The sequence below is a fragment of the Streptomyces sp. NPDC107471 genome, assembly GCF_055582845.1.
Genome location: NZ_JBVJPC010000011.1, coordinates 212,834 through 235,121, shown reverse-complemented (window position 1 = coordinate 235,121; position 22,288 = coordinate 212,834). Strand labels below are relative to the sequence as shown.

Here is a 22,288-nt window from a genome sequence, read left to right as displayed (position 1 = left end):
GTCGAGGAGAACCAGCGTGCAAGCGACCCAGGACCTCTACGAACTCGGTGACGCGCCCGAGATCGGCACCGCCCCGAAGAAGATGTACGCCTCGCTCATCCGCCGTGAGCGCTACGGACAGCCCGTCGACGCCTTCCGCACCGAGGTGGTCGACGTCCCGCCCGTGCGGCGCGGCCAGGTCCTGGTGAAGGTGATGGCGGCCGGCATCAACTACAACAACGTCTGGGCGGCGCTCGGTTCGCCGCTCGACGTGATCGCCGCCCGGCAGAAGGCGGGCGCCACCGAGGACTTCCACATCGGCGGCTCCGACCTGTCCGGCATCGTGTGGGCGGTCGGCGAGGACGTACGCGGGGTGAAGCTCGGCGACGAGGTCGTCGTCCTCGCCAACCGCTGGGACGAGAAGGCCGAGGACATCCGCCTCGGCGGCGACCCCACCTGGTCCGCAAGCCAGCGGGTGTGGGGCTACGAGGAGAACTACGGCTCCTTCGCCCAGTTCGCCGTCGTCGACGACTACATGTGCCACCCCAAGCCCGCCCGGCTGTCCTGGACGGAGGCCGCCTGCTACATGGCGACCGCCGCCACCGCCTACCGCCAGCTCTTCGGCTGGCCGCCGCACACGGTCCGCCCCGGCGACCCGGTGCTGATCTGGGGTGGCGCCGGCGGACTGGGCTGCATCGCCATCCAGCTCGTCCGGCACGTCGGCGGCATCCCCGTCGCCGTCGTCTCCAGCGAGGAACGCGGCGAGTTCTGCCTCAAGCTGGGCGCCGAGGGCTTCATCGACCGCAGGAGGTTCGACCACTGGGGGCGGCTGCCGGACACCTCCGACGAAGCGGCCATGGCACGCTGGCTGTCGGGGGCCCGGGCCTTCGGACGGGCCTTCTGGGACGTGCTGGGGGAGCGCCGCAGCCCGCGCATCGTGCTGGAACACTCAGGTGCCGACACCGTCCCCACGTCCCTGTACCTGTGCGACAACGGCGGCATGGTCGTGCTGTGCGGCGGCACCACCGGCTACAACGGTGACGTCGACCTGCGTTTCCTGTGGATGCGGCAGAAGCGGCTGCAGGGCTCGCACGTCGCCACGGCACGGGAAGCACGTGAGGTCACCCGGCTGATCGACCAGGGAATCATCGATCCCTGCTTGTCCAGGACCTTCGACTTCGACGAGATCGGCCTCGCTCACCAGCTCATCCACGACAACCGGCACCCCGCGGGGAACATGGCGGCTCGTGTGGGCGACATGGGGTGATTCGCACTCCGTGGGAGGGGTACCTGCGGCGGGGTACGACGTACCCGCACTCCCGGAGGTACCCCCCATGGGCAAGCTGGGCGACATGATGAACAAGGCCAAGGAGATGGCCAAGGGCCACCCCGACCAGGCGGACAAGGGCGTCTCGGGCGCCGAGCGCATGGTCGACGAGCGCACGGGCAACAAGTACGACGGCCAGACCGACAAGGCGGCCGACGCGGTGCGGCGGTCCTACCAGGACGGCGGCACGACGCCGGAGCGCTGACCCGTCGCCCCGCCCGTCCCCGGCGTACCGGGGGCGGGCGGTTTCCGGTCAGCTTCGGGTGGCGTCCGGGCCGGCCACGTGGCTGAAGACTCCCGCTCCCACGGGCGCGACCCGCACCCGTACGGCGCGCGCGGGCTCGGAGCGAAGGCAGACACGCAGTTCGTCCCCGCGGGGAGAAAGCCGTAGATCCCGCAGGCCCCCCTCCGCCACCGCCAGGGCTTTCCAGGCTGCCTCCTTGGCGGAGAACAAGGCGGTCACCGGCCAGGACGCGAGGAGCGGCTCTTCGTCCGTGCGCAGCACCAGACGGGCCGCCGCGCGGGGGAGTGGCCGTAGCTCCAGGTCACAGCCGAGGGGCAGCGTGCGGCCGGGACCGCATGCCACGGCAACGGCGATCCCCGCACTGTGCGTGATCGACGCGGCCCGGCCCGGCGGGAACACCGGCAGGCGCCCCGAGCGAGGGATCTCACCGCAGTCGAGCCCCACTGCGCGAAGGGCCCTGCGGGCGGCCCGCCGACCGGCCAGGAACTCCAGTCGCCGTCGCGCCGGCATCGCCGCCGCGGCAGCCGCCTCGGCCGGCCCGGCGGGTTCCGCGTCCGGTTCGGACACGGCCGCGACGCCGAGGCCCAGCCCGGCGGCGAGAAGGCTGTTGCGCAGCGCGGCCAGCTCAGTGATCACCTTCGGCAGCGGTTGGCCGTGGTGGCAGGCTGACTTGGGGGACCGGTGCTCGGACGGGGAGGTTCGAACGGGCGCTACGACGGTCTGTGCCCGCCCGGCGGGCTCTTCACCGTCCTGGGGCGAACCCGTACGTCTCCCGTTGCCTTGAGCTGCCGATACGAGGTCCCGGCCCGCCCTCATAGTTGTCCCGCCCTTCTACGCCGCCGCCGCGAGGTCCGCACCGGCTCGGGCCGGCCAGCGCGTTCGCAATGTGGCCGGCCCGGAGTGTGTCGGGCGCTCGGTCATCGCCGTCCGCCCTCGCTCGCGCTCATACCCGCAGCAGCTTCTTGATGATCTTTCCGGCGGGATTGCGCGGCACCTGCTCGATGAACTCCACCCGGCGCGGCCGCTTGTACGGCGCGAGCAGCCCCGCGACGTGTGCGAGCAACTCCACGGTGCCCGCCTCCGCGCCGGCGTCCAGGGCGACGTAGGCCAGCGGCACCTCGCCGTAGTCCTCGTCGGGCATGCCGACGACCGCCGCGTCCCGGACCGCCGGGTGGGTCATGAGGGCGCGCTCGATCTCCGAGGGGTAGACGTTCTGCCCCGCCCGGATGATCACGTCCTTGGTGCGGTCCACCAGGCTGATACGACCCTCGTCGTCCATGAAGCCGAGGTCACCCGTCCTGATCCAGCCGTCGCGGGTGATCTCGTTCGTGGCCTCGGGGTCGTTCCAGTAGCCCTGCATGACGCCAGGACCGCGCACCACGATCTCGCCGATCTCGCCGGGCGGCAGTTCCCGGCCGGCCTCGTCGACGGCACGGGCGGACATGCCCGGCACGACCCGTCCGCACGGGATGCGGGCGGTGACGTCCCCCGGCGCGGGGTGCTCGTCGGGACCCAGTGTGACGAACGGGCCGCCCACCTCCGTCATGCCGTACACCTGCCGGAAGCCGCACCCGAGCCGCTCGACCGCGTCCGCGTAGACGTCGAGCGGCATGGGGGCGGCCCCGTACAGCACCTCCCGCAGGGAGGACAGGTCGGTGTGCGCGGACGCCTTCGCCTGGAGCATGAAGCGCAGCATCTGCGGCACCAGCCACATGTGTGTGGCGCGGTGCCGCTCCACCGCCGACAGCGCCCGCTGCGGGGTGAACCCGGGCATCAGCACGACCGTCGCGCCGGCCGCCAGGTAGGTGAGGGACACGACCATGCTGCCGTGGTAGAGCGGGCAGCAGTTGACCATGACGATGTCGTCGGTGGGGCGGGCCATCACCAGCCAGCCGAGGGCGATCGCGCGGAACGACGCGTTGTCGACCGTCACTCCCTTGGCCTGGCCGGTGGTCGCCGAGGTGTGCAGTACGGCGATCGGGTCCGTGTCGGCGACGTCCGGCAGGTCCCGCTCGGCGGCCAGGGCGCCCAGCGTCGCGAAGGCGGGCTTGTCGAAGGCCACCCGGATCCGGACCGAGTCGGGCAGACCGGCGTGGCGGTCCAGCAGTTCGGACTCGCCGAGGACGGCCACCGCGCCGACCCGCTCGACGATCCCGGCGACCTCGGGCTCGGCGAGGCTGTGGTTCAGCGGCACGAACAGGGCGCCGAGCCGGGCCAGCGCGAAGTAGCTCTCCAGGACCTCGATCCGGTCCTTGGAGAGCACGGCCACCCGATCACCTCGCTCGATGCCCAACTCCGCAAGGCCGTACGCCAGTTGCAGCGTGCGGTCGTGCAACTCGGCCCAGGTGACGCTGCGCTCGTCGTCCACCAGCGCGACCCGGCCGGGCCGACACTGGCGGTTGCGCTCCAGCAACTGCGTCAGCCACATCACGCACCGCCGCTCGCGCCGGCGCCCGCGCGCTCGGCCACGAAACGCTCGTAGTCGCCGATCGTGCGCAGCTCCTCCATGTCCTCGGCCGTGATCTCGACCCCGAGTCGCTGCTCGACCAGCAGGACCAGGCGCACCAGGTCCCCGGAGTCGATGCCGCTGGCGGCCAGGTCGGCGTCGTCGCCGATCCGGTCGGCGTACTCGACGGTGCCGGTGAGTTCGACCAGCAACTCCCTGATGGTGCTCATGGTTTCCCCTTTCGCCTCGGCGTGCCGGCCGCCGCGGTCTACGACTGTCACCCCCTCAAGAGGCGGCCGCGCCCGTCCTCACTCCCCGGGCCGCCCCGTGAGCTTTGTCACGCGCCCGAACCTCACCCGGCGGGGATAGCCGGGCCGCCCGCCCGGCCTCTTACCGCAACGAAGCCACCCCCTCCGCCCGGCGCCCCGCGCGGGCGGATGCCGAACCGAAGGAGTGATGAGCGTGCCCAGGCAGCCGGTACGGGTCCGGGCCCCGGGACGGTACCCGCAGCACGGCAGCGTTGAGACGGTCGCCGCATGCTCGGGCGGTGTCCGTGAGCGTGACGCCGCCACGCGGGTCGTCGGGCACCTGGGCAATGTCTGGGAGCGCGACGGCGTCATGCGGGTCGCGGGACGGCCGGGCGGTATCCGGGGGCGTGACGCCGTTACGAGGGTTGCCGGACGCCCAGGTGGTGTGCGGGAGTGCGAGGCCGCCACGCGGGTCGCGGGACGGCCGGGCGCTGTGCGGGGGCACGGCACCGCCACGCGAGTCGTGGGACGCCCAGGTGGTGTGCAGGAGCGCGAGACCGTTAGGCGGGGCGCCGGATGGCCGGGCGGCGTCTGGGAGCGCGACGCGTTCATGTGGGTCGCGGGATGGCCGGGCGGTGTCCGGGAGCGTGACGCCGTTACGCGGGTTGCCGGACGGCCGGGCGGTGTCCGGGAGTGCGAGGCCCTCACGCGGCTCGCCGAATGCCCGGGCGGTGTGCGGAAGCACGAGACCCCAACTTCGGTCGCCGCACGCCCCGGCGGTGCCCGATGACCGCCTCGACCAGCACCCCCAGCACCCCCACCACCCCGGACGAGGACGACCCGCTCGCCCACTTCGACGCGCTCATTGCCGACGGTGAGACGATCGAACCGCGTGACTGGATGCCCGACGGCTACCGTCGCATGCTGGTCCGTCAGATCGCCCAGCACGCCCACTCCGAGATCATCGGCATGCAGCCGGAGGGTGCCTGGCTGACCCGAGCCCCGTCCCTGCACCGCAAGTCGGTCCTGCTCGCCAAGGTCCAGGACGAGGCCGGGCACGGCCTGTACCTGTACTCCGCCGCCGAAACGCTCGGCGTGGACCGCGCCGATCTGCTGGACGCCCTGCACCACGGCCGCCAACGCGCCTCGGCCACCTTCAACCATCCCGCGCTGACCTGGGCGGACACCGGGGCCATCGCCTGGCTGACGGACGGCGCCGCCGTCATCAACCAGGCACCCCTGTGCCGTACGTCCTACGGGCCCTACGCCCGGGCGATGCGCCGCGTCTGCCAGGAGGAGGCCTTCCACGTGCGCCAGGGCTACGACCTGATGCGCGCCCTGTGCGAGGGGACGCCGGAACAGAAGGAGATGGCGCAGGACGCGGTGAACCGCTGGTGGCTGCCGGCGGTGGCGCTGATGTTCGGGCCGCCCGACACCGAGGCGGGCGGCGCCGACGCGCGGACCGCCGCACTGGGGGCCGCGGTCTCCCGCCGAGCGATGGCCTGGGGCATCAAGCGCCACACCAACGACGAGCTGCGCCAGCGTTTCGTCGACACCTGTGTCCCGCAGGCCGAGCGGCTCGGCCTGACGCTGCCCGACCCGGCGATCCGCTGGAACGAGGAGCGCGGCCACTACGACTTCACGCCCGTCGACTGGGACACCTACCGCAAGGCACTGGGCGACGACACGCACTGGGCGCGCCAGCGCATCGCGAACCGTCTGGCCGCGCACGAGGACGGTGCCTGGGTCAGGGAGGCCGCCGTGGCGTACGCCGAGAGGACGGACGAGCCGCGGGGAGCCGCCGCGTGAGCGCGGCACGGGAGGGCGCGCTGGCCTCCTGGGAGGTGTTCCTGCGCGCCCGCAGGGGCCTGGCGCACCAGCACGTCGGTTCGGTGCGCGCCGCCGGCCCGGACGCGGCACTGGCCGCCGCCCGCGACCTGTACACGCGCCGGGGCGAACCCCTGTCGCTGTGGGTGGTCCGTTCCGACGCCGTGCACACCGCCTCCCCGGACGAACGCGACCCGTACTTCGCGGGCGCCCACCACAAGCCGTACCGCTACCCCGAGCACTACGCGCCGCTGACCGAGAAAGGCCCCGAAGGTGAGCACCACGAGTGAGGTCGCGGCGGTGCGTCCCGGCACCCTGCCGAGCGGATCGCCGTACGCCGCGGGTCCCGACCTGGCCCGGCACCTGACGCGACTGGGCGACGACGCCCTCGTCCTCGGGCAGCGGCTGTGCCAGTGGATCACCCGCGCGCCGACCATCGACGAGGACCTGGCCCTGTCCAACATCGCCCTCGACCTGATCGGCCACGCCCGCGCGCTGTTCACCCGCGCCGGCCGCCTCGACGGAACCGGCCGCACCGAGGACGACCTCGCGTACGCGCGCTCGGAACGCGAGTTCACCAACGCCCTGCTGGCCGAGCTGCCCAACGGCGACTTCGCCGTGACCGTGGCCCGGCAGCTCGCCTACACCCACTACGCCGTCCTCTACTACGAGAGCCTCGCGCACTGCGCCGACGCAGAACTCGCCGCGTTCGGGACCCGGGCCGCCAAGGAGGTCGCCTTCCACCGGCTGCACGCCGACCGCTGGACGGTGACGCTGGGACGCGGCACCGCCGAGAGCGCGCGCCGCATGCGCCACGCCCTGGAGAGGGTGTGGCCCTACACCGGCGAACTCTTCGAGGAGGACGACGTCCTGCGCCGCCTGGCCGCGTCCGGCGCCGTCCCCTCCCCGGCACCCCTGCGCGACACATGGCTCGCGCGAGTCAACGACGTCGTCACCGAGGCGGGACTCACCGTGCCCACTCCCACTTGGTCGGCCACCGGCGGCCGCGCGGGCCTGCACACCGAGGAGTTCGGTCCCCTGATCGCCGAACTGCAGTCAGTGCGGCGGCAGTTCCCCGGAGGTACTTGGTGAGCGCGCCCACATCCGCTTCCGCGCCCGCATCTTCGCCCGCGCCCGCATCCGCTTCCGCGTCGGCCGCGGCCCCCCTCTCCGCCGCGGAAGTGCGTGAGCGGGTCGCCGCGCTCCCGGACCCGGAACTGCCCGTGATCGGCCTCGGCGACCTCGGCGTGGTGGGCCGCGTCGCCCCCGGCGCCGACGGCGAACTGGAGGTGGAGATCACGCCCACCTACCTGGGGTGCCCCGCGCTGCCCGAGATCACCGCCGCCGTGCGGGAGGTGCTGACCGCGTGCGGCCACCCCGACGGCCGCGTCCGGCACGTCCTGACACCCCCCTGGACGACAGACCGCATCACCCCCGAGGGGCGCCGCGCCCTTGCCGCGCACGGCATCGCCCCACCCGTGACCCCGGCGCCCGCAAGCCCCGTACCCGTCGCGCTGGGTGCCGTGCCCTGCCCGCACTGCGGCTCACGGGCCACCCGGCTGCACAGCACCTTCGGACCGGCCCGCTGCCAGTCGGTGCTGTGGTGCACGGCGTGCCGCGAGCCCTTCCCCCACCTGACCGCGCTGTGAGGCACACCGTGAACACCGCCCCACCCGCCCTGCTCGACGAGGCACCGGCCGGCGCTCCGCCCCGCCGCTCCGGCTGGCACCCGCTGGACGTCACCGAGGTCCTTCACCTGAGCACCGACACGGTCGCCGTCACCCTGCACGTGCCCAGCGGCCTGCGCGACGTCTTCGCCCACCACCCCGGCCAGCACGTCGTCGTCCGGCACCGACAGGCCGGCGCCGAACTGCGCCGCAGCTACTCGATCTGTCCGCCGCCGTACACTCCGACCGCACTCCGCCTGGTGATCAAGCGCTCCGGCCCCGGCGGCTTCGGCGAGCACGCCACCACCCGGCTCGTACCGGGCGCGCGCCTGGAACTGTCCGCGCCCACCGGCAGCTTCGCCCTGCCTCGGTTGCCGGGTGCCCACCACGTCCTCCTCGCGGGCGGCACCGGCATCACCCCGATGGCCCCGATGGCCGCCCACGCCCTGCGCAGTGACCCGGCCTGCCGGGTCAGCCTCGTCCACTCGGTCCGCACCTCCGCCGACGCCGTACTCGCCGATGAACTGGCGGAGCTCAAGGACGAGTTCGTCGACCGTCTCACCGTCCTGTACGTGCTGACGCGGGAGGACCGGGGGAGCGGGAACGGTCCGCTCGCCCGGCGGCTGGACGCGTCCGGGGTGCGTCGGCTGCTGGCGGCCGTGGACGCCCGCCCGGGACCGGACACCACGTTCGCCCTGTGCGGACCGCCCGGCCTCGTCGCCACCGCACGGCACGTGCTGGCCGAACTGGGGGCAGAACCCTCGCTCGTCCGCTGGGAGTTGTTCACCGCCGACGGCACGCGGCCACCGGAACCGGAGCCGGTCACGCAGTCACCGAGGGCGGGCGAGTACCGGGTCACCGCCCTGCTCGACGGGCGTCGCCGCGCCGCCACCGTCCTGCCGGAGGACCCTGTCCTGCTCGACGCACTGCTGCGCAGCCACCCCGACGTGCCCTACGCCTGCCGTGAGGGCGTGTGCGGGAGTTGCCGCGCGAAGGTCGTCTACGGACAGGTGACGGCGGACGGCCAGCACGCCCTGGACGAACGCGACCGCGCCGCCGGCTACACCCTCGTCTGCCGCGCCCGACCCCGCACCTCCGAGATCGCCCTCGACTTCGACGCCTGACGCGCTTTCGAGACCCCGTTCGACAGTCGCCCTCGACGCCCTAGGTACACCCGAGACCCCATCCGGCGATCGCCCTCAATGTCGACGCGCGAAGCGCACCCGAGATCCCGTTCGACGTCGATCGCCCACCGCAGCCGCCACCGCCACGTCACTCTGCAACGAAGGAGACCCACGATGACCGCCACCGCCCGCCACACGGGGAAGACCGCCCTGGTCACCGGAGGCAGCCGGGGCATCGGCAGAGCCATCAGTCACCGTTTGGCCCGTGAGGGCGCCCTCGTCGCGGTCCACTACGGCCACGACCTGACGGCGGCCGAGCGGACCGTCAAGGAGATCCAGGCCGAGGGCGGCCGCGCCTTCCCGGTCCACGCCGAACTCGGCGTCCCCGGCGACGCCGACACCCTGTGGTCCGCCTTCGACGACGCCCTGGCGGAGCAGGACGCCCCGGCGGGCCTGGACATCCTCGTCAACAACGCGGGCATCACCGTCCCCCGCCCGCTCGCCCAGGTGACCGAGGCCGACTACGACCGCGTCTTCGCCATCAACACCAAGGCGCCGTTCTTCATCATCCAGCGCGGACTGGACCGCCTGCGGGACGGCGGCAGGATCGTCAACATCTCCTCCGTCGCGACCCGCGTCGCCTTCCCGGCGATCGTCTCCTACACCATGACCAAGGCCGCCCTCGACTACCTCACCCTCTCCCTGGCCCAGGAACTCGGCCCCCGCGGCATCACCGTCAACGCCGTCGCACCCGGCTACACCGAGACGGAGATCAACCCCACGCTCGCCGTCCCGGAGATCCGCCGCCGCTACTCCGAGGCCTCCACGTTCGGCCGGCTCGGCGACCCGGTGGACATCGCGGACGTCGTCTCCTTCGTCGCGAGCGACGACGCCCGCTGGATGACCGGTCAGTGGATCGACGCCTCCGGCGGCGCCCACCTCGGTGTGTGACCCCTCCGCACCCCTAGGAGATGTGATGAACGTCCGCACGACCACCCTCGACGCACCGGCGACCGAAGACGCCCTGACCTGCCCCTTCGACGGCGCCAGCCCCTACGACACGTATGTGCACGCCTCCGTCCTCAACACGCTGCAGCAGCCGCTCACCGAGGCCCCGGACGAGATGGGCTTCCTCGTCACCACCCAGGTGATGGAGCTGTGGTTCACGCTGATCGTGCACGAGTGGCGCACCGCCAAGGTCGCCTTCGCCAAGGACGACCTGCCCGCCGCCATGGACGCGCTGGTGCGCAGCCGCCGCGCACTGACCGCTCTGAACGGCGCCTGGGCGCCCATCGCCGCCCTGACTCCTGCCCAGTTCAACGGCTTCAGGGCCGCGTTCGGCCGGGCCTCGGGCTTCCAGTCGGCGATGTACCGGCACATGGAGTTCCTCCTCGGCGACAAGTCCGCCGGGCTGCTGCGCGCCCACCGCGGCGACCCGGCCGTCCACGAGGCGCTGGCCGAGACCTACCGCGAACCGTCCCTGTACGACGATGTGCTGGCCTACCTCCACCGCCAGGGCCTGCCGGTCCCGGCGCACGTCCGTGAACGCGACGTGACCCGCCCCTACGACAGCGACCCCGGCGTGGTGGAGGCATGGAGGCACGTCTACGCCGGACCGCAGCACCACCCCCACCTCGCGCTGGGCGAACTGCTCACCGACATCGCCGAACTCGTCACGCGCTGGCGGTTCGACCACGTCCTGGTGGTCCGCCGCGCCATGGGAGCCAAACCCGGCAGCGCCGGATCCGCGGGACTCGCCTGGCTCGAACAGCGAGCGGCCCGGCCGGTCTTCCCCGAACTGTGGGAGGTGCGCGGTGACGTCTAGGACGATCTCCGCCTTCGCGGCCGAGGAGGAACAGCGCGTCCTGAGCCTGAAGCCGGTCCTGGCACCGGTGCACGGCCGCTACGGCGACCACCCCCACCAGTCCTACGACGCCTGGCCGTCCGAGGACCCCAACGCCCCGCTGGTGATCCTCCTGCACGGCGGCTACTGGCGCTACGACCGGATGCACCTGACCCCGTTCGCGGCCTGGCTGTCCACGCAGGGGTTCGACGTCCTGCTCCCGGGCTTCAGACGTTCCGGAGGCGCGGGCGGCTATCCCGAGACCTTCGACGACATCGCCCGCATCGTGGACACGTTGCCCGACGGGCGCCCCTACGTCCTGGCAGGCCACTGCTCCGGCGGGCACCTGGCCCTGTGGTGCGCCGCCCGGGGCCTGCTGCCGCCCGACTCCCGCTGGCACACCCGCAACCTGCCGACGAGCGTGCTCGCCCTCGCCCCGATCACCGACCTCACCGCCACCCGCCGCGACCGCCTCAGCAACGACGCCGCCCTGCAACTCCTCGGCGGCGAGGAGCACTTCACCGCCCGCCTGCCCGAAGTCGACCCCCTCAGCCTGCTGCGCGACGCGGGGACCACGGGCGTGCCCACCGTGCTCCTGCACGGTGCCGCGGACGAGGAGGTCCCCCTCACGCAGTTCAGCGACTACGCGGCCGTGCACCAGGACCTCAGGACGGTCGTCCTGCCCGGCACCGGCCACTACACCCTGATCGAACCCGGGGCACCCGGCGCCCGGGCGGTCGCCGACACCCTCCGGGACATGGCGGCCGCCTTCCCCCCGGCGGACGCCGGCCGCACGCACGAGGAGGCCGCACACCGATGACCACCGCACTCTCCGCAACCGCCACCCTGCACGAGCAGGCCGCACAGCTCGACGCCGCCGACACCCTGTCCGACCTCCGGACCCGCTTCCTGCTCCCGCCGGACGTCGTGTATCTCGACGGCAACTCCCTGGGCCCGCTGCCCGCCGCCGTGCCGGCGGCCCTGGACGACGTCGTACGACGGCAGTGGGGTACCGGGCTCATCGGCTCCTGGAACGAGGCCGGTTGGTGGGAGGCGCCGCTGCGCGTCGGCGACGCCGTCGGCGCGCTCATCGGGGCGGCGCCGAGACAGACGGTCGCCGGCGACTCCACCAGCGTGCAGCTCTTCACGGCACTCGACGCGGCCGCCGCACTCCGCCCGGACCGGCCGCTGCTGGTCACCGACCCCGGGCACTTCCCGACCGACCGCTACCTCGCCGACGCGGTCGCCCGCCGCCGCGACCTGGAGGTGCGGCACGTACCCCCGGCGGACCTTCCGCACTTCCTCGCGGCCGAGGGCAGGCGGGTCGCAGTCGTCAGCTACTCACCCGTCGACTACCGCACCGGCGAGCTGTACGACATGCGGGCGCTGACCCGAGCCGCCCACGACGCGGGCGCCCTCGCGCTGTGGGATCTGTGCCACGCCGCCGGTGCACTACCCCTGGACGTCGACGGCCTGGGCGTGGACCTGGCGGTCGGCTGCGGCTACAAGTTCCTCTCCGGCGGACCCGGCGCCCCCGCCTTCCTCTACGTCGCCCGACGCCACCACACCACGCTGGAAACCCCGTTGCCGGGCTGGACGGGCCACGCCGACCCGTTCGCTCTCGCCCGCGAGTACACGCCAGCCCCCGGCATCGCCCGCGCCCGCATCGGCACCCCGCCGATCCTGTCCCTCCTCGCCCTCGAAGCGGCTCTCACCGCCTTCGACGGTGTCGACCTGGTCCAGGTCCGCACCAAGAGCCTGTCCCTGACCGGCTTCTTCCTCCACTGCGTGGAGCAACTGCTCACTCCCCTGGGCTTCACCCCCGTCACCCCGGCCGACCCCGCCCGTCGCGGCAGCCAGATCACCCTCCGCCACACCCACGCCCGCGGCCTCACCGCCGCCCTCGCGAACCACGGAATCATCGCGGACATGCGCGCCCCCGACCTGCTCCGCTTCGGCGTCAACGCCCTGTACACCACCCACCAGGACATGCTCACCGCCGCCACCCGCCTGCACGACCTCACAGAACAGTCCGCGTACGACCCGGAGCCGCGTATCGCGGGGCCGGTGACCTGACCGGGCCGGGCCGGCCGGGTTATCGCTGCGATCCCCCTCGGACGGCGGTCTCGCCCGTGATGGGCAGCCAGTAGAAGGCGATGAAGGCTGCGATCACCGCCACTCCGAGCACGGGGAGGACGGCGCCCAGTACGGTTCCCGCGGCGAGCCAGATCACGGCGAGGCGGAAGCGCCGGGTGATGGCGGCCACGCCGGCCGCGTCGATGACAGGTGTGAGCAGCCGGCGGCCGCGACGCACGTATCCCCAGATGAGGTTGAAGAGCACTGCCAGGATCCCGAAGGCGGTGCCGTGCAGGACCACGGCGGCGCGTTGACCGTGTCCGTCTCGGAACGCCTCGGCCAGTACGGAAGCGGAGAACGGCAGAAAGGCGACGTCCATCAGGAGCAGCGTGTTCAGGAAGAGCACCACGCGGTCGGCACTGCGCACGTGGTCGAACATGATGTGGTGGTTGGCCCACACCTGTCCGATCAGCAGGAAGGTGAGGACGTAGGCGAAGTACGACGGCCACAACTCCGCCAGGCTGTGCCAGAGGTGACGTGTGTCGTGGGGCGGGGGGATCTCCAGCACCAGAAGAGTGATGGCGATGGCAATGATGCCGTCGCTGAACATGACCAGGCGACCGGTGTCGCGTACGACGCCGAACGAGGTCGCCTCGCCTTCCGCTTCCTTCGGTGTGTCACTGGCCTTCGTCATGGCTGCCTGGATTCCTAGTCATTCGTAGCCTGGTGCAGTGCTCGCCTGCTGGTGGCCGATTTCCTGGAGGATCCATGTGTTGCCGTCCGGGTCGGTGAAGTCGGCGACGCTGGCGTAGTCCCGGTGCTCAGGATCGAGCCCGGGTTCCCAGTCCCCCTGCCAGTCCGCGACGGACCTCTTGTGCCGGATGTCGCTGACCTGTAGGCCGCGTTCGGTGAGTTGCAGGTGGGCTGCCCGGAGGTCGGTGACGGCGAGGCAGAGGGCACGGGCTGTCCCGGCTGGTGCGTCAGTGAGGTCGAGGCCGATCTGGACCGAGCAAGCCGACCCGGGCGGCGTCAGTTGGACCACCCGGAAGGCGTCGTTGGGTTGATAGTCGACGTCCAGGTTGAAGCCGGCCTTCTCTGTGTAGAAGGCGAGCGAATGGTCCACGTCGTGAACCGGGAGAGTGACGACTTCGAGGTTGTAGTCCATCAGGCACCTGCCGGATCGATGCTCGCGGTCATGGGGGCGGCTTGTTCACATGTCGAGGACGATGTCGGTGGCGGGTCGGGTGCAGCAGATCAGTGCCTGCCCGTTGGCGGGAGCCTCAAGTGGCGTCGGTTCGTAGGTGACTTCGCCGAGCAGGACGGGGGTGGCGCAGGTGTGGCACACCCCGGTGCGGCAGCTCCAGCGGGTGGGTACGGCGCATGCCTCCGCGAGTTCCAGCAGACTGCCCGCGCTGTCGGGGAACGGCGTGGAGATGCCGCTGCGGACAAAGGTGACCAGTGGCCCGGCTCCGGGCGGTCCCGCCGGTTGGTGAGGCGGCACGGCTGCCTGCTCCGTGATTCCGGGATTGATGGAGGGCAGGGCACCGAAGACCTCGGTGTGCACGGCGGCCGGGTCGAGGCCCATGACGGTGAGTGCGTTCACGATGTCGGTCATGAAGGGCGTCGGCCCGCACACGTATGCCGTGGCATCCGAGGGTATGCCCAGTGTCATCAGCCTGTCCTTGGTCAGGCGCCCGGGCTTGGCGTGATGGCGGCGGCATTCCGCCGGGTCGGCGGCACTGTAGAACACCTGCTCATGGGACTGCGTGAGCGATGCGAGCAGGGTGTGCGCCTCGGCGGCCAGCGGGTGCTCCTTCGCGTTGCGCGCGCCATGGATCCACCACACCTCCCGGCTGCTGTGGGAGGCGGCGAGTTCGTGGAGCATCCCCAGGACGGGAGTCAGTCCGATCCCGGCGGAGACGAGGAGAACCGGGCCTTCCCCCTCGTGGAGGACGAACTCCCCCCGCGGGGCCGCGGCATCGAGGACCGTGCCGGGCCCGAGCCTGGTGGTCAGGTACCCGCTGACGGCACCGTGCGGTTCGCGCTTGACGCTGATCCGGTAGCGCTCGTCGCCCGGGGCTGAGGACAGTGAGTAGGTGCGGATCGGGGCTGGGTCTCCGGCTCCCGGGAGGCGCAGGGTGAGGTACTGGCCCGCGCGGGCCCAGGGCAGCGGGGAACCGTCAGCGGCTTCCAGGTAGAGGGAGGACACGGAGGAACTTTCCGGAACCACTTGGGCCACGCGCAGCGAGCGGAACCCTTCCCAGGCGAACTTCGGTTCCGCGGGGACGGGAGCAGGGCCGGGCTGCTTCGCACTCTGGAGAAGGTCACGGAAGGAGCCCTGCCAGCCGGGGCTCAGGGCCGGGATGTCCAGGGCGAGCCGCAGCTTCGCGGGTGTGCGGCCGGGGAGGTAGAGCAGCGCGTCGGTGTCCGCCACGCTCAGGCTTCCTGGTCCGGTCCGGGTCCGGATGACCTTGTCTCCCGCCTGGATGTGTCCCTCGCGGATCACACGCATGTAGAAGCCGGGGCGGTGATGGCTGACCAAGAGAGCGGGCAGCTCGGGTTCGCCCAGCCGCATGCCCACCCGGTAACACGTGACCCGCGGTTGGGTCACCTCGAACTCGGCCTCGCCCAGGCGATAGCGGTCCCCGATGCACACCTCGTCGTCGGCCAAGCCGTCGACCGTGAGGTTCTCCCCGAACTGGCCGTAGGAGAAGTCGGTGCGGCCGAAGTGCTGTTGCCAGTACCGGTACGACTCGATCTGGTAGACCAGCACGGCCCGCTGCTCACCGCCATGGCCCGCGGTGTCCCCTTGGCCGTCGCCTTCGAGACCGAGCCGCCGGGCCATCACCGGGCCCGCCACCGGGTACTTCCACACGCCGGTCCAGACGGTCCGGTCCTTCCACCTCACGTTCTTCGGCATGCCGACATTCACCGACAGCAAGGAAGGCATCGGCTCATCCTCTCCACGGTGGCCCGCCACGGACCTTCCTGGTCAGGCCTGCCCTTCAGAGATCGCTTCGTCGAGGTCAAGGTTCCGGTCGACGCCGTGCGACACGACGTTCTGACCGGCCTCCAGCCTCTGCCGAACGCCATCGAGCCGCACCTCGATCTCGTCGGGTTCGAACGACAGCATCCCGGAGACACGCCGTACTTCGGACCAGGCGTTCTCGTACGACCAGGCCGCGCGCCGTGCGCCGTCGACGTCGTAGTAGCTGGCCAGGCCCTTGTACGGGCAGAAGGTCTGCCCGTCGACGGGGCGCAGAGCGGACTCGTCCACGTCTTCCCGGGGGACGTACCAGCGAGGGGCGAAGCCGGACTCGTACAGCACCAGAGGCCGGACACTGTCGGCGATGACGCGGTCGGCGCCGCGGACGATCAGGTGTCGGCTGGTCCGGCGGATGTCGATGCGGTGGTAGGCGTCCGCCGCGTGCCCGACGATTCGTTCGTCCTCCTCGTAGAAGGCGTCCATCGCCCGCCACGCGAAGGCCACCCGCCCTTTCAGGTCCTGCGCGTGATCGGGAAGATCGCTGTGCTGCCAGGCTGCGCGCTGTCTGCTGTGGTCCCCGGCCCGGACGGTGTACCACGAGGTCCGGCCAAGGTCACGATGCTGGGTCGTGTGCGCGGTCTCCTCCAGGACGCCCCCGGTGACGTCAGCCAGTGGGAAGTAGGCCACGGGGTAGCGGCCGGGCTCGTGCAGGAGCACGACGTCCTCCGTGTCGGTGATCCACGTGTCCGCGAATCTGACCCGCATACGCCGCCGCAGTGGCTCGGCGAACAGCATGCGGTCGGGCAGCGGGCCGGGCACCAGGAATCGGCCGACTGCTCCGGTGGCGAGTGGTCCTTGCTGCCAGGAAAGGCCCATGGTCCGGTTCCTCTCGGATCTGTGGGTGGACAGGACGCCGTCCGGTCGGGTGCGAGGCTGCCCCGCCGTGGACGTGCGAAGCCGCAGGTCGAGGCAGCGAGGAGCATGATCGTCATCGTGACGGTCCCGCTCGGCAGCCACGACGCCGGCTTCCACGGCACGACGGGCGACCGTCACGACACGGGCCATCGCCCCCTCACGTCCGAAGACCCAGGACGACTGCCGCTGTGACCGGCAGCCGGTCACGTCAGCACTCTCCCGAGGAACTGACGGATGATGCCGGCGGTAGCGTCCAGGTGGCTCTCGAGGAGGAAGTGACCTCCGTTGAGCAGACAGATCTCAGCGCCGGGCGAATCCTCGGCGAATGCGAGGGCGCCCGCAGGGCCGAAGATCTCGTCGTTGCGGCCCCACACGGCCAGGACCGGCACCTGGCTCTCGCGCAGGTAGGAGTGCAGCTTCGGGTACAGCGGCAGATTGTTCGCGTAGTCAGCGAAGAGCCGGAGCTGTACCAGGTCGTTCCCGGGCCTGGACAGGAGAGCGAAGTCGTGGTGCCAGGTGTCCGGGCTGACCAGGCTCTCCTCGGGAGCTCCGTTGAGGTACTGCCACCGGGTGACCTCCAGCGTCAGTGCCTGGCGCAGAGCCGCTTCCGTCTCGGCACTCCGCTCCGCCCAGTACGCTCGCACCGGCTTCCAGAACTCCTCCACGAAGCCGACTTCGTAGGCATTGCCGTTCTGGCTGATGATCGCCGTCACCGCTGTCGGATCAGCCAGCGCCAGACGCCACCCCACCGGCGCCCCGTAGTCCTGGACGTACATCGCGAAGCGGCTGACCCCGAGGCCCGTCAGAAGCTCCGCCGTCAGGTCCGACAGCGCGTCGAAGGTGTAGTCGAACTCCTCCACCGAGGGCGCGTCCGACAGACCGAAGCCCAGATGGTCGGGTGCGATCACGTGATAGCGGTCGGCCAGCAGGGGAATCAGGTCCCGGAACATGAAGGAGCTGGTGGGGAAGCCGTGCAGCAGCACCACAGTCGGTGCGTCGGCCGGGCCGGCTTCCCGGTAGAAGAGTCGTTGGCCGTGGACCGTTGCGTAGCGGTGGTGAAGGGTGGGCATGGTCCTCTCCGCTCAGGCCTGAGTGGCAGCTTGATCCACTGCAGGCCGCGTGGTGCGTGAGACTGGGATGGTTGGGGCGTCGCGCGGCCGACGGTCGGACGCGTTCAGGGCGTGTCCTCGTACGGTCCGCCTGTCGCACGGGCGCCCGCATCCGCCACTGGCCGGCAACGATGGCTGGTGTTCGACCCGCGGAGGTGGTGTGCTGGTGTCTGGAAGCACGCTGAACTGCGCAAGTGGAGGCGCGCGGTGGAGCTGACCGGACGCCACGCCGAGCGCGACGTGCTCGAGCGGTTGATCAAGGCCGTGCGTGCCGGTGAGAGCCGCTCCCTCGTCCTCCACGGCGAGGCGGGCGTCGGGAAAACAGCTCTGCTCGAATACCTGGCAACCCGCGCGGACGGCTGCCGCGTCGTACGGGCGGCCGGGATCCAGTCGGAGATGGAACTCGCCTTCGCCGGGCTCCACCAGCTCTGTGTGCCCATGCTCGAACGGCTGGAGCACCTGCCCGCTCCGCAGCGTGCGGCGCTGCGGACAACGTTCGGTGTGGGCGAGGGTCCCGCACCCGACCGCTTCATGGTCGGCTTGGCCACGCTCGCACTGCTTTCCGACATGGCCGAGCAACGGCCCCTGGTGTGTCTGATCGACGACCAGCAGTGGCTCGATCAGGCCTCGGCTCAGATCCTCGCCTTCGTCGCTCGTCGACTCGGCAATGAATCGATCGGCTTGATCCTCGCCACCCGCCGTACCGACGACCTGGCCGGACTGCCGAAGCTGGCGGTCAAGGGACTGCCCGACCAGGACGCCCGCACCCTGCTCGACACCGTATGGAGCGGGCCGATCGACACACAGGTACGGGACCGGATCATCCTGGAGGCCCACGGCAACCCGCTGGCTCTGCTGGAGCTGCCGCAGGCATGGACAGCGGCAGAACTGGCCGGAGGATTCGGGCTTCCGGATGCCGCCCCGCGCATGGGAAGCATCGAGGAACACTTCTCGCGGCGCATCACCGCCCTCCCGGAACCAGTCCGGATGTTGCTTCAGGTCGCCGCTGCCGACCCCTCCGGCGATCCGGCACTCGTATGGCGAGCCGCAGCACGCCTCGGCATCGATCCCTCCACCGCCGCAGTCCCGGAAGTCGCCGACGGCCTCGCGCGCCTCGACACCCGGGTGCAGTTTCGCCACCCACTGGCCCGCTCGGCGGCCTACAAGTCAGCCTCCGCCCGGCGCAGGCGCCGGATTCACCAGGCCCTGGCAGTCGCCACCAACCCGCAGCTCGATCCCGACCGGCGCGCGTGGCATCGGGCGCAGGCGACGGCAGGCCCGGACGAGGACATCGCCGCGGATCTGGAGGCGTCAGCCGAGCGGGCCCGGACACGCGGCGGCCTGGCCGCCGCTGCCGCCTTCCTCCACAGGGCGGCGGCCCTCACCCTCGACCCGGAGCACCGCGCCGCACGAGCCCTGACCGCCGCACGGATCGCGATCCAAGCAGGCGAACTGGAGGCGACACGCGACCTGTTGGCCATGGCTGACGCCGAGTCGCTCGACGACCTGCAGCAAGCCACGGTCGACATGCTGCGAGCCCAGATCGACTTCATCACGGCCCGCGGTGGCCAGGCCCCCGCACTGTTGCTCACTGCGGCCGGTCAGCTCGCTTCCGTGGACCCGGATCTGTCCCGGGCCACCTACCTGGACGCTCTCTCTGCCGCGATCTTCGCCGGCCACCTGGCCCATCCCGGCAGCGACGCCGCTGAGGTGGCCAGAGCCGCCGGCACCGCACCGCCGCCCAGCCACGCCCCACGTGCCCCCGACCTCCTCCTCGACGGCACAGCGGCCAGTCTCCATCACGGCTATTCATCCGGGATGCCCCTCCTGCGTCAGGCTCTCAGCACCTTCGGCACGGCCATGGCCGTCGATGAGCAACTGCGGTGGATGTGGCTGGCAAACATCACAGCCATAAGAACCTGGGACGATCAGCAGTGGGAGCGACTCTCCGCCCGCTATCTGCGCCTGGCACGCGAGATCGGCGCGCTGAGCGAGCTTCCCCTCGCTCTGACAGCACGTGCCGCGCTGCTGTTGTTCACCGGCGATCTCACCGCCACGGACGCGATGACTCACGAGCTGGAGGCAGTGAAGGAGGCGACAGGCAGTGGCCTGGCGCCCTACGCGGCCATGGGCCTCGCCGCATACCGCGGCGACGAGGCCCGAGCGGTCCAACTGATCCAGGCCACACTCGACGACGCCACCCGGCGCGGAGAGGGCATCGGCGTCATCTTCGCCGACTGGGCCGCGAGTGTGCTCAACAACGGGCTCGGCCGGTACGACCAGGCACTGGCCGCAGGTCACCACGCAGTCGCCCAGGGCACGGAGGTCGTCTCACTGTGCTGGGTGCTGCCGGAGGTCGTCGAGGCTGCCACCCGGTGCGGCGAGCCGGAACTCGCGGCAGAGGCCTTCCACCCACTGGCCGTCATGGCCACGGCCAGCGGTACCGACTGGGCTCTGGGCACGCAGGCACGCGCCAACGCCCTGCTGGAGGAAGGAAGCACAGCCGATCTTCTCTACCGGGAGGCGATCACCCACTTCGGCAAGACCAGCTTTCGGGCGGACCTCGCACGTTCGCACCTGCTCTACGGAGAGTGGCTGCGCCGCGAACGGCGCCGCGCCGACGCCCGAGAACACCTGCGCACGGCTCATGCCCTGCTCGACGCCATGGGCCTGGCAGGGTTCGCCGGGCGGAGCGGTCGCGAACTCCGAGCCTCCGGTGGCACCGTCCAAAGACGTACCGCACCTGCCCGGCATGCCCAACTGACCGCGCAGGAAGCGCAGATCGCACACATGGCACGGGACGGACTGTCCAACCCTGAGATCGGTACCCGCTTGTTCATCAGCGCCCGCACCGTGCAGTACCACCTGAGCAAGGTCTTCACCAAGCTGGGCATCACCTCCCGCAGCCAACTCGACCAAGTGCTTCCGAGCCGCCGTGGAACGTGACGGGCATCGGTGATGCGGCGGTCACTCCAGTAACGCCCTGCAGAGGAGCGACCGCCGCCTTGCGCGACCGTCAGCCGGTGTACACCTCGGCCCGGTCCACGCTCACGAAGGACGCCGTGGACTGGGTGTTGTGTTCGCCGGTCACCCGGACCCGCAGGGTGTGCCGGCCGGGGGCCAGCTTCGGGCTGGCGTACTGGACGGTCTCCCCGGTGCGGATCGCGCCGTAGAAGTCGACGCGGGTCTCCGCGCCGCCGTCGACGCTGATCGCGGCGATCCCATTGCCGGTGTCGCGCACCGACAGCAGCGCGATCCGGGTGCCCGTGAAGGTGAAGGTCGCGGTGTTGCCGGCCTGGTCGCTCCAGTGGTCGTCGCCCCAGAAGCACTGCGTGGCGCAGCCGGTGCCGGAGTTCCACGCGCCGGTGTAGGCGAGGGTGGCGTCGCCGCTGGAACGGCCGTCGTCGTTGATCCAGTGGTTGCCCGAGCCGGGGTCACCGGAGGGCAGGTTCTGGGTGGCGCCCATGGCGAGCGGGGTACCGAGGTTCGGGCTGCCGTCGGCGTTCCAACTGATCTGCTGGGCACGGCTGGTGCGGTCGGTGTAGGTGTACTGCGAGGTCGTCTTGGCGTGGTAGACCATCCAGTCCTGGGTGCCGTCGGGGGACTTGAAGAAGGCGTGGTGGCCGGGGCCGTACACGCCGACCGCGTCGTTGCGGGCGAACACCGCGCCGGTGCGCTGCTGCCAGTTGGCGGCCACCAGCGGGTCGGCGCCGTCGGCGAGGGAGAGCATCCACAGTTGGTAGTCGGGCTTGCCGGTGTCGCAGGCCGAATAGGTCATCCAGGTACGGCCGTTGCGGTTGAGGAACTCCGGTCCCTCTCGCACCTCCGCGCAACCGCCGGCGGCGTTGATGGCGACCGCGTTGCCGGAGACGGTGTAGGGGTTCGACAGCGGCGCGATGTTGAGGCCGTTGTGCTGGTAGGCGTTGATGCCGCTGTAGGCCAGGTACAGCTTGCCGTTGTGGGTGAAGACGCTGGGGTCGATCGCGAAGTCGTCGGTGTGGTTGGGCGGGACCAGCGCCGACTTGAAGTGGTAGGGGCCGGTGGGGGAGTCGGCGTCGGACTCGAGGACGTAGACGCGGTGGTGGTCGTCCACGCCGTCGTCGGCCGTGTAGTAGAGGTACCAGCGGTTGCCGAAGCGGTAGAACTCCGCGGCCCAGATGTTCTTGTTGCGGGAGTTGTCCGTGTCGGTCCAGACGGTGACGGGGTCCGAGGCCAGCAGGGTGGCCAGGGACGGCGAGCGCCACATGCGGATGCTGCCGCCCTGGGTGGTGGTCATGTAGTACGAGCCGTTGAAGTACGTCAGGTACGGGTCGGGCCCGGTGTTGAGCGGATTGCGGAACGTGCTGCTGGTGGCGGCCGCGGCCTGGGGCGTCGCGGCCGACGGGGGAGTGGAGACCAGGGAGAACATCACGGTCAGCAGGAGGGCGAGCAGTGTCGCGGTGCGGGCCGTGCGGGGGGATGTACTCATGGGCGACTCCGTGGGGTGGGGTGGTGCCT

The 22,288-nt window shown here is 71.2% G+C and carries 22 protein-coding genes; 13 read left to right on the top strand and 9 right to left on the bottom strand.

Annotated elements, in window-relative coordinates:
• The first annotated feature begins 16 nt into the window (after positions 1-16).
• Positions 17-1,246, top strand: coding sequence for a crotonyl-CoA carboxylase/reductase (ccrA, locus tag ACZ66S_RS32855; RefSeq protein ID WP_469905201.1), 1,230 nt, complete (start codon positions 17-19; stop codon positions 1,244-1,246).
• Between the two features lie 67 nt (positions 1,247-1,313).
• Positions 1,314-1,511 (top strand): antitoxin, encoded by a 198-nt coding sequence (locus ACZ66S_RS32850; protein WP_469905200.1) that lies wholly within the window; start codon positions 1,314-1,316, stop codon positions 1,509-1,511.
• A 48-nt stretch (positions 1,512-1,559) separates the two neighbouring features.
• On the opposite strand, the gene ACZ66S_RS32845 is transcribed toward ACZ66S_RS32850, so the two are convergent.
• The 3 genes from ACZ66S_RS32845 to ACZ66S_RS32835 all read right to left on the bottom strand — a co-directional run bounded on the left by ACZ66S_RS32845 (position 1,560) and on the right by ACZ66S_RS32835 (position 4,226).
• A complete protein-coding gene (locus tag ACZ66S_RS32845) occupies positions 1,560-2,186 on the bottom strand; it encodes a 4'-phosphopantetheinyl transferase (protein WP_469905199.1) in 627 nt (208 codons plus the stop codon).
• A 307-nt stretch (positions 2,187-2,493) separates the two neighbouring features.
• Positions 2,494-3,978: a class I adenylate-forming enzyme family protein gene (locus ACZ66S_RS32840; protein WP_469905262.1), complete on the bottom strand. Its 1,485-nt coding sequence runs from the start codon at positions 3,976-3,978 to the stop codon at positions 2,494-2,496.
• Positions 3,978-4,226 (bottom strand): acyl carrier protein, encoded by a 249-nt coding sequence (locus ACZ66S_RS32835; protein ID WP_077799511.1) that lies wholly within the window; start codon positions 4,224-4,226, stop codon positions 3,978-3,980. The genes ACZ66S_RS32840 and ACZ66S_RS32835 overlap by 1 nt, the downstream gene beginning before the upstream one ends.
• A gap of 804 nt (positions 4,227-5,030) precedes the next feature.
• Here ACZ66S_RS32835 and paaA point away from each other — a divergent pair.
• From paaA to ACZ66S_RS32790, 9 genes are all read left to right on the top strand, one after another.
• Positions 5,031-6,053: a 1,2-phenylacetyl-CoA epoxidase subunit PaaA gene (gene paaA / locus ACZ66S_RS32830; RefSeq protein WP_469905198.1), complete on the top strand. Its 1,023-nt coding sequence runs from the start codon at positions 5,031-5,033 to the stop codon at positions 6,051-6,053.
• A complete protein-coding gene (gene paaB / locus ACZ66S_RS32825) occupies positions 6,050-6,361 on the top strand; it encodes a 1,2-phenylacetyl-CoA epoxidase subunit PaaB (RefSeq protein ID WP_469905197.1) in 312 nt (103 codons plus the stop codon). The genes paaA and paaB overlap by 4 nt, the downstream gene beginning before the upstream one ends.
• Before the next feature lie 10 nt (positions 6,362-6,371).
• Positions 6,372-7,163 (top strand): 1,2-phenylacetyl-CoA epoxidase subunit PaaC, encoded by a 792-nt coding sequence (gene paaC, locus ACZ66S_RS32820; RefSeq protein ID WP_469905261.1) that lies wholly within the window; start codon positions 6,372-6,374, stop codon positions 7,161-7,163.
• Between the two features lie 89 nt (positions 7,164-7,252).
• Positions 7,253-7,720: a 1,2-phenylacetyl-CoA epoxidase subunit PaaD gene (paaD, locus tag ACZ66S_RS32815; RefSeq protein WP_469905196.1), complete on the top strand. Its 468-nt coding sequence runs from the start codon at positions 7,253-7,255 to the stop codon at positions 7,718-7,720.
• Between the two features lie 8 nt (positions 7,721-7,728).
• Positions 7,729-8,862 carry a 2Fe-2S iron-sulfur cluster-binding protein gene (locus ACZ66S_RS32810; RefSeq protein ID WP_469905195.1) on the top strand — a complete coding sequence of 378 codons (1,134 nt, stop codon included), beginning with the start codon at positions 7,729-7,731 and terminating at the stop codon, positions 8,860-8,862.
• Positions 8,863-9,036: 174 nt separating this feature from the next.
• Entirely contained in the window at positions 9,037-9,813 is a 777-nt protein-coding gene (locus ACZ66S_RS32805) for an SDR family oxidoreductase (protein ID WP_469905194.1), read from the top strand.
• 25 nt (positions 9,814-9,838) lie between these two features.
• Positions 9,839-10,687, top strand: a complete 849-nt coding sequence (locus ACZ66S_RS32800; RefSeq protein WP_469905193.1) for a tryptophan 2,3-dioxygenase — start codon at positions 9,839-9,841, stop codon at positions 10,685-10,687.
• Complete coding sequence (locus tag ACZ66S_RS32795) at positions 10,677-11,525, top strand: alpha/beta hydrolase (protein WP_469905192.1); 849 nt, start codon at positions 10,677-10,679, stop codon at positions 11,523-11,525. Before ACZ66S_RS32800 ends, ACZ66S_RS32795 begins: the two co-directional genes overlap by 11 nt.
• Positions 11,522-12,781, top strand: coding sequence for a kynureninase (locus ACZ66S_RS32790; RefSeq protein WP_469905191.1), 1,260 nt, complete (start codon positions 11,522-11,524; stop codon positions 12,779-12,781). The genes ACZ66S_RS32795 and ACZ66S_RS32790 overlap by 4 nt, the downstream gene beginning before the upstream one ends.
• 19 nt (positions 12,782-12,800) lie before the next feature.
• Here ACZ66S_RS32790 and ACZ66S_RS32785 read toward each other — a convergent pair whose 3' ends face one another.
• From ACZ66S_RS32785 to ACZ66S_RS32770, 4 genes are read right to left on the bottom strand one after another with little or no spacing between them, the layout of a single operon-like run.
• Positions 12,801-13,475, bottom strand: coding sequence for a TMEM175 family protein (locus tag ACZ66S_RS32785; RefSeq protein ID WP_469905190.1), 675 nt, complete (start codon positions 13,473-13,475; stop codon positions 12,801-12,803).
• A gap of 18 nt (positions 13,476-13,493) precedes the next feature.
• A complete protein-coding gene (locus tag ACZ66S_RS32780) occupies positions 13,494-13,946 on the bottom strand; it encodes a VOC family protein (protein WP_469905189.1) in 453 nt (150 codons plus the stop codon).
• A gap of 45 nt (positions 13,947-13,991) precedes the next feature.
• Positions 13,992-15,731, bottom strand: coding sequence for an MOSC domain-containing protein (locus tag ACZ66S_RS32775; protein WP_469905188.1), 1,740 nt, complete (start codon positions 15,729-15,731; stop codon positions 13,992-13,994).
• Between the two features lie 42 nt (positions 15,732-15,773).
• Positions 15,774-16,643, bottom strand: a complete 870-nt coding sequence (locus tag ACZ66S_RS32770) for a DUF427 domain-containing protein (RefSeq protein ID WP_469905187.1) — start codon at positions 16,641-16,643, stop codon at positions 15,774-15,776.
• 105 nt (positions 16,644-16,748) lie between these two features.
• On the opposite strand from ACZ66S_RS32770, the gene ACZ66S_RS32765 reads away from it, so the two are divergent.
• The gene (locus tag ACZ66S_RS32765) at positions 16,749-16,874 is read left to right on the top strand and encodes a hypothetical protein (protein WP_469905186.1); all 126 of its coding nucleotides are present in this window, start codon (positions 16,749-16,751) and stop codon (positions 16,872-16,874) included.
• An 11-nt stretch (positions 16,875-16,885) separates the two neighbouring features.
• On the opposite strand, the gene ACZ66S_RS32760 is transcribed toward ACZ66S_RS32765, so the two are convergent.
• Positions 16,886-17,752 (bottom strand): alpha/beta fold hydrolase, encoded by an 867-nt coding sequence (locus ACZ66S_RS32760; protein WP_469905185.1) that lies wholly within the window; start codon positions 17,750-17,752, stop codon positions 16,886-16,888.
• Positions 17,753-17,998: 246 nt separating this feature from the next.
• Here ACZ66S_RS32760 and ACZ66S_RS32755 point away from each other — a divergent pair, with 246 nt between their 5' ends.
• Positions 17,999-20,737, top strand: coding sequence for a helix-turn-helix transcriptional regulator (locus ACZ66S_RS32755; RefSeq protein WP_469905184.1), 2,739 nt, complete (start codon positions 17,999-18,001; stop codon positions 20,735-20,737).
• A 70-nt stretch (positions 20,738-20,807) separates the two neighbouring features.
• Here ACZ66S_RS32755 and ACZ66S_RS32750 read toward each other — a convergent pair whose 3' ends face one another.
• A complete protein-coding gene (locus ACZ66S_RS32750; RefSeq protein WP_469905260.1) occupies positions 20,808-22,199 on the bottom strand; it encodes a glycoside hydrolase family 43 protein in 1,392 nt (463 codons plus the stop codon).
• Between the last annotated feature and the right edge of the window lie 89 nt (positions 22,200-22,288).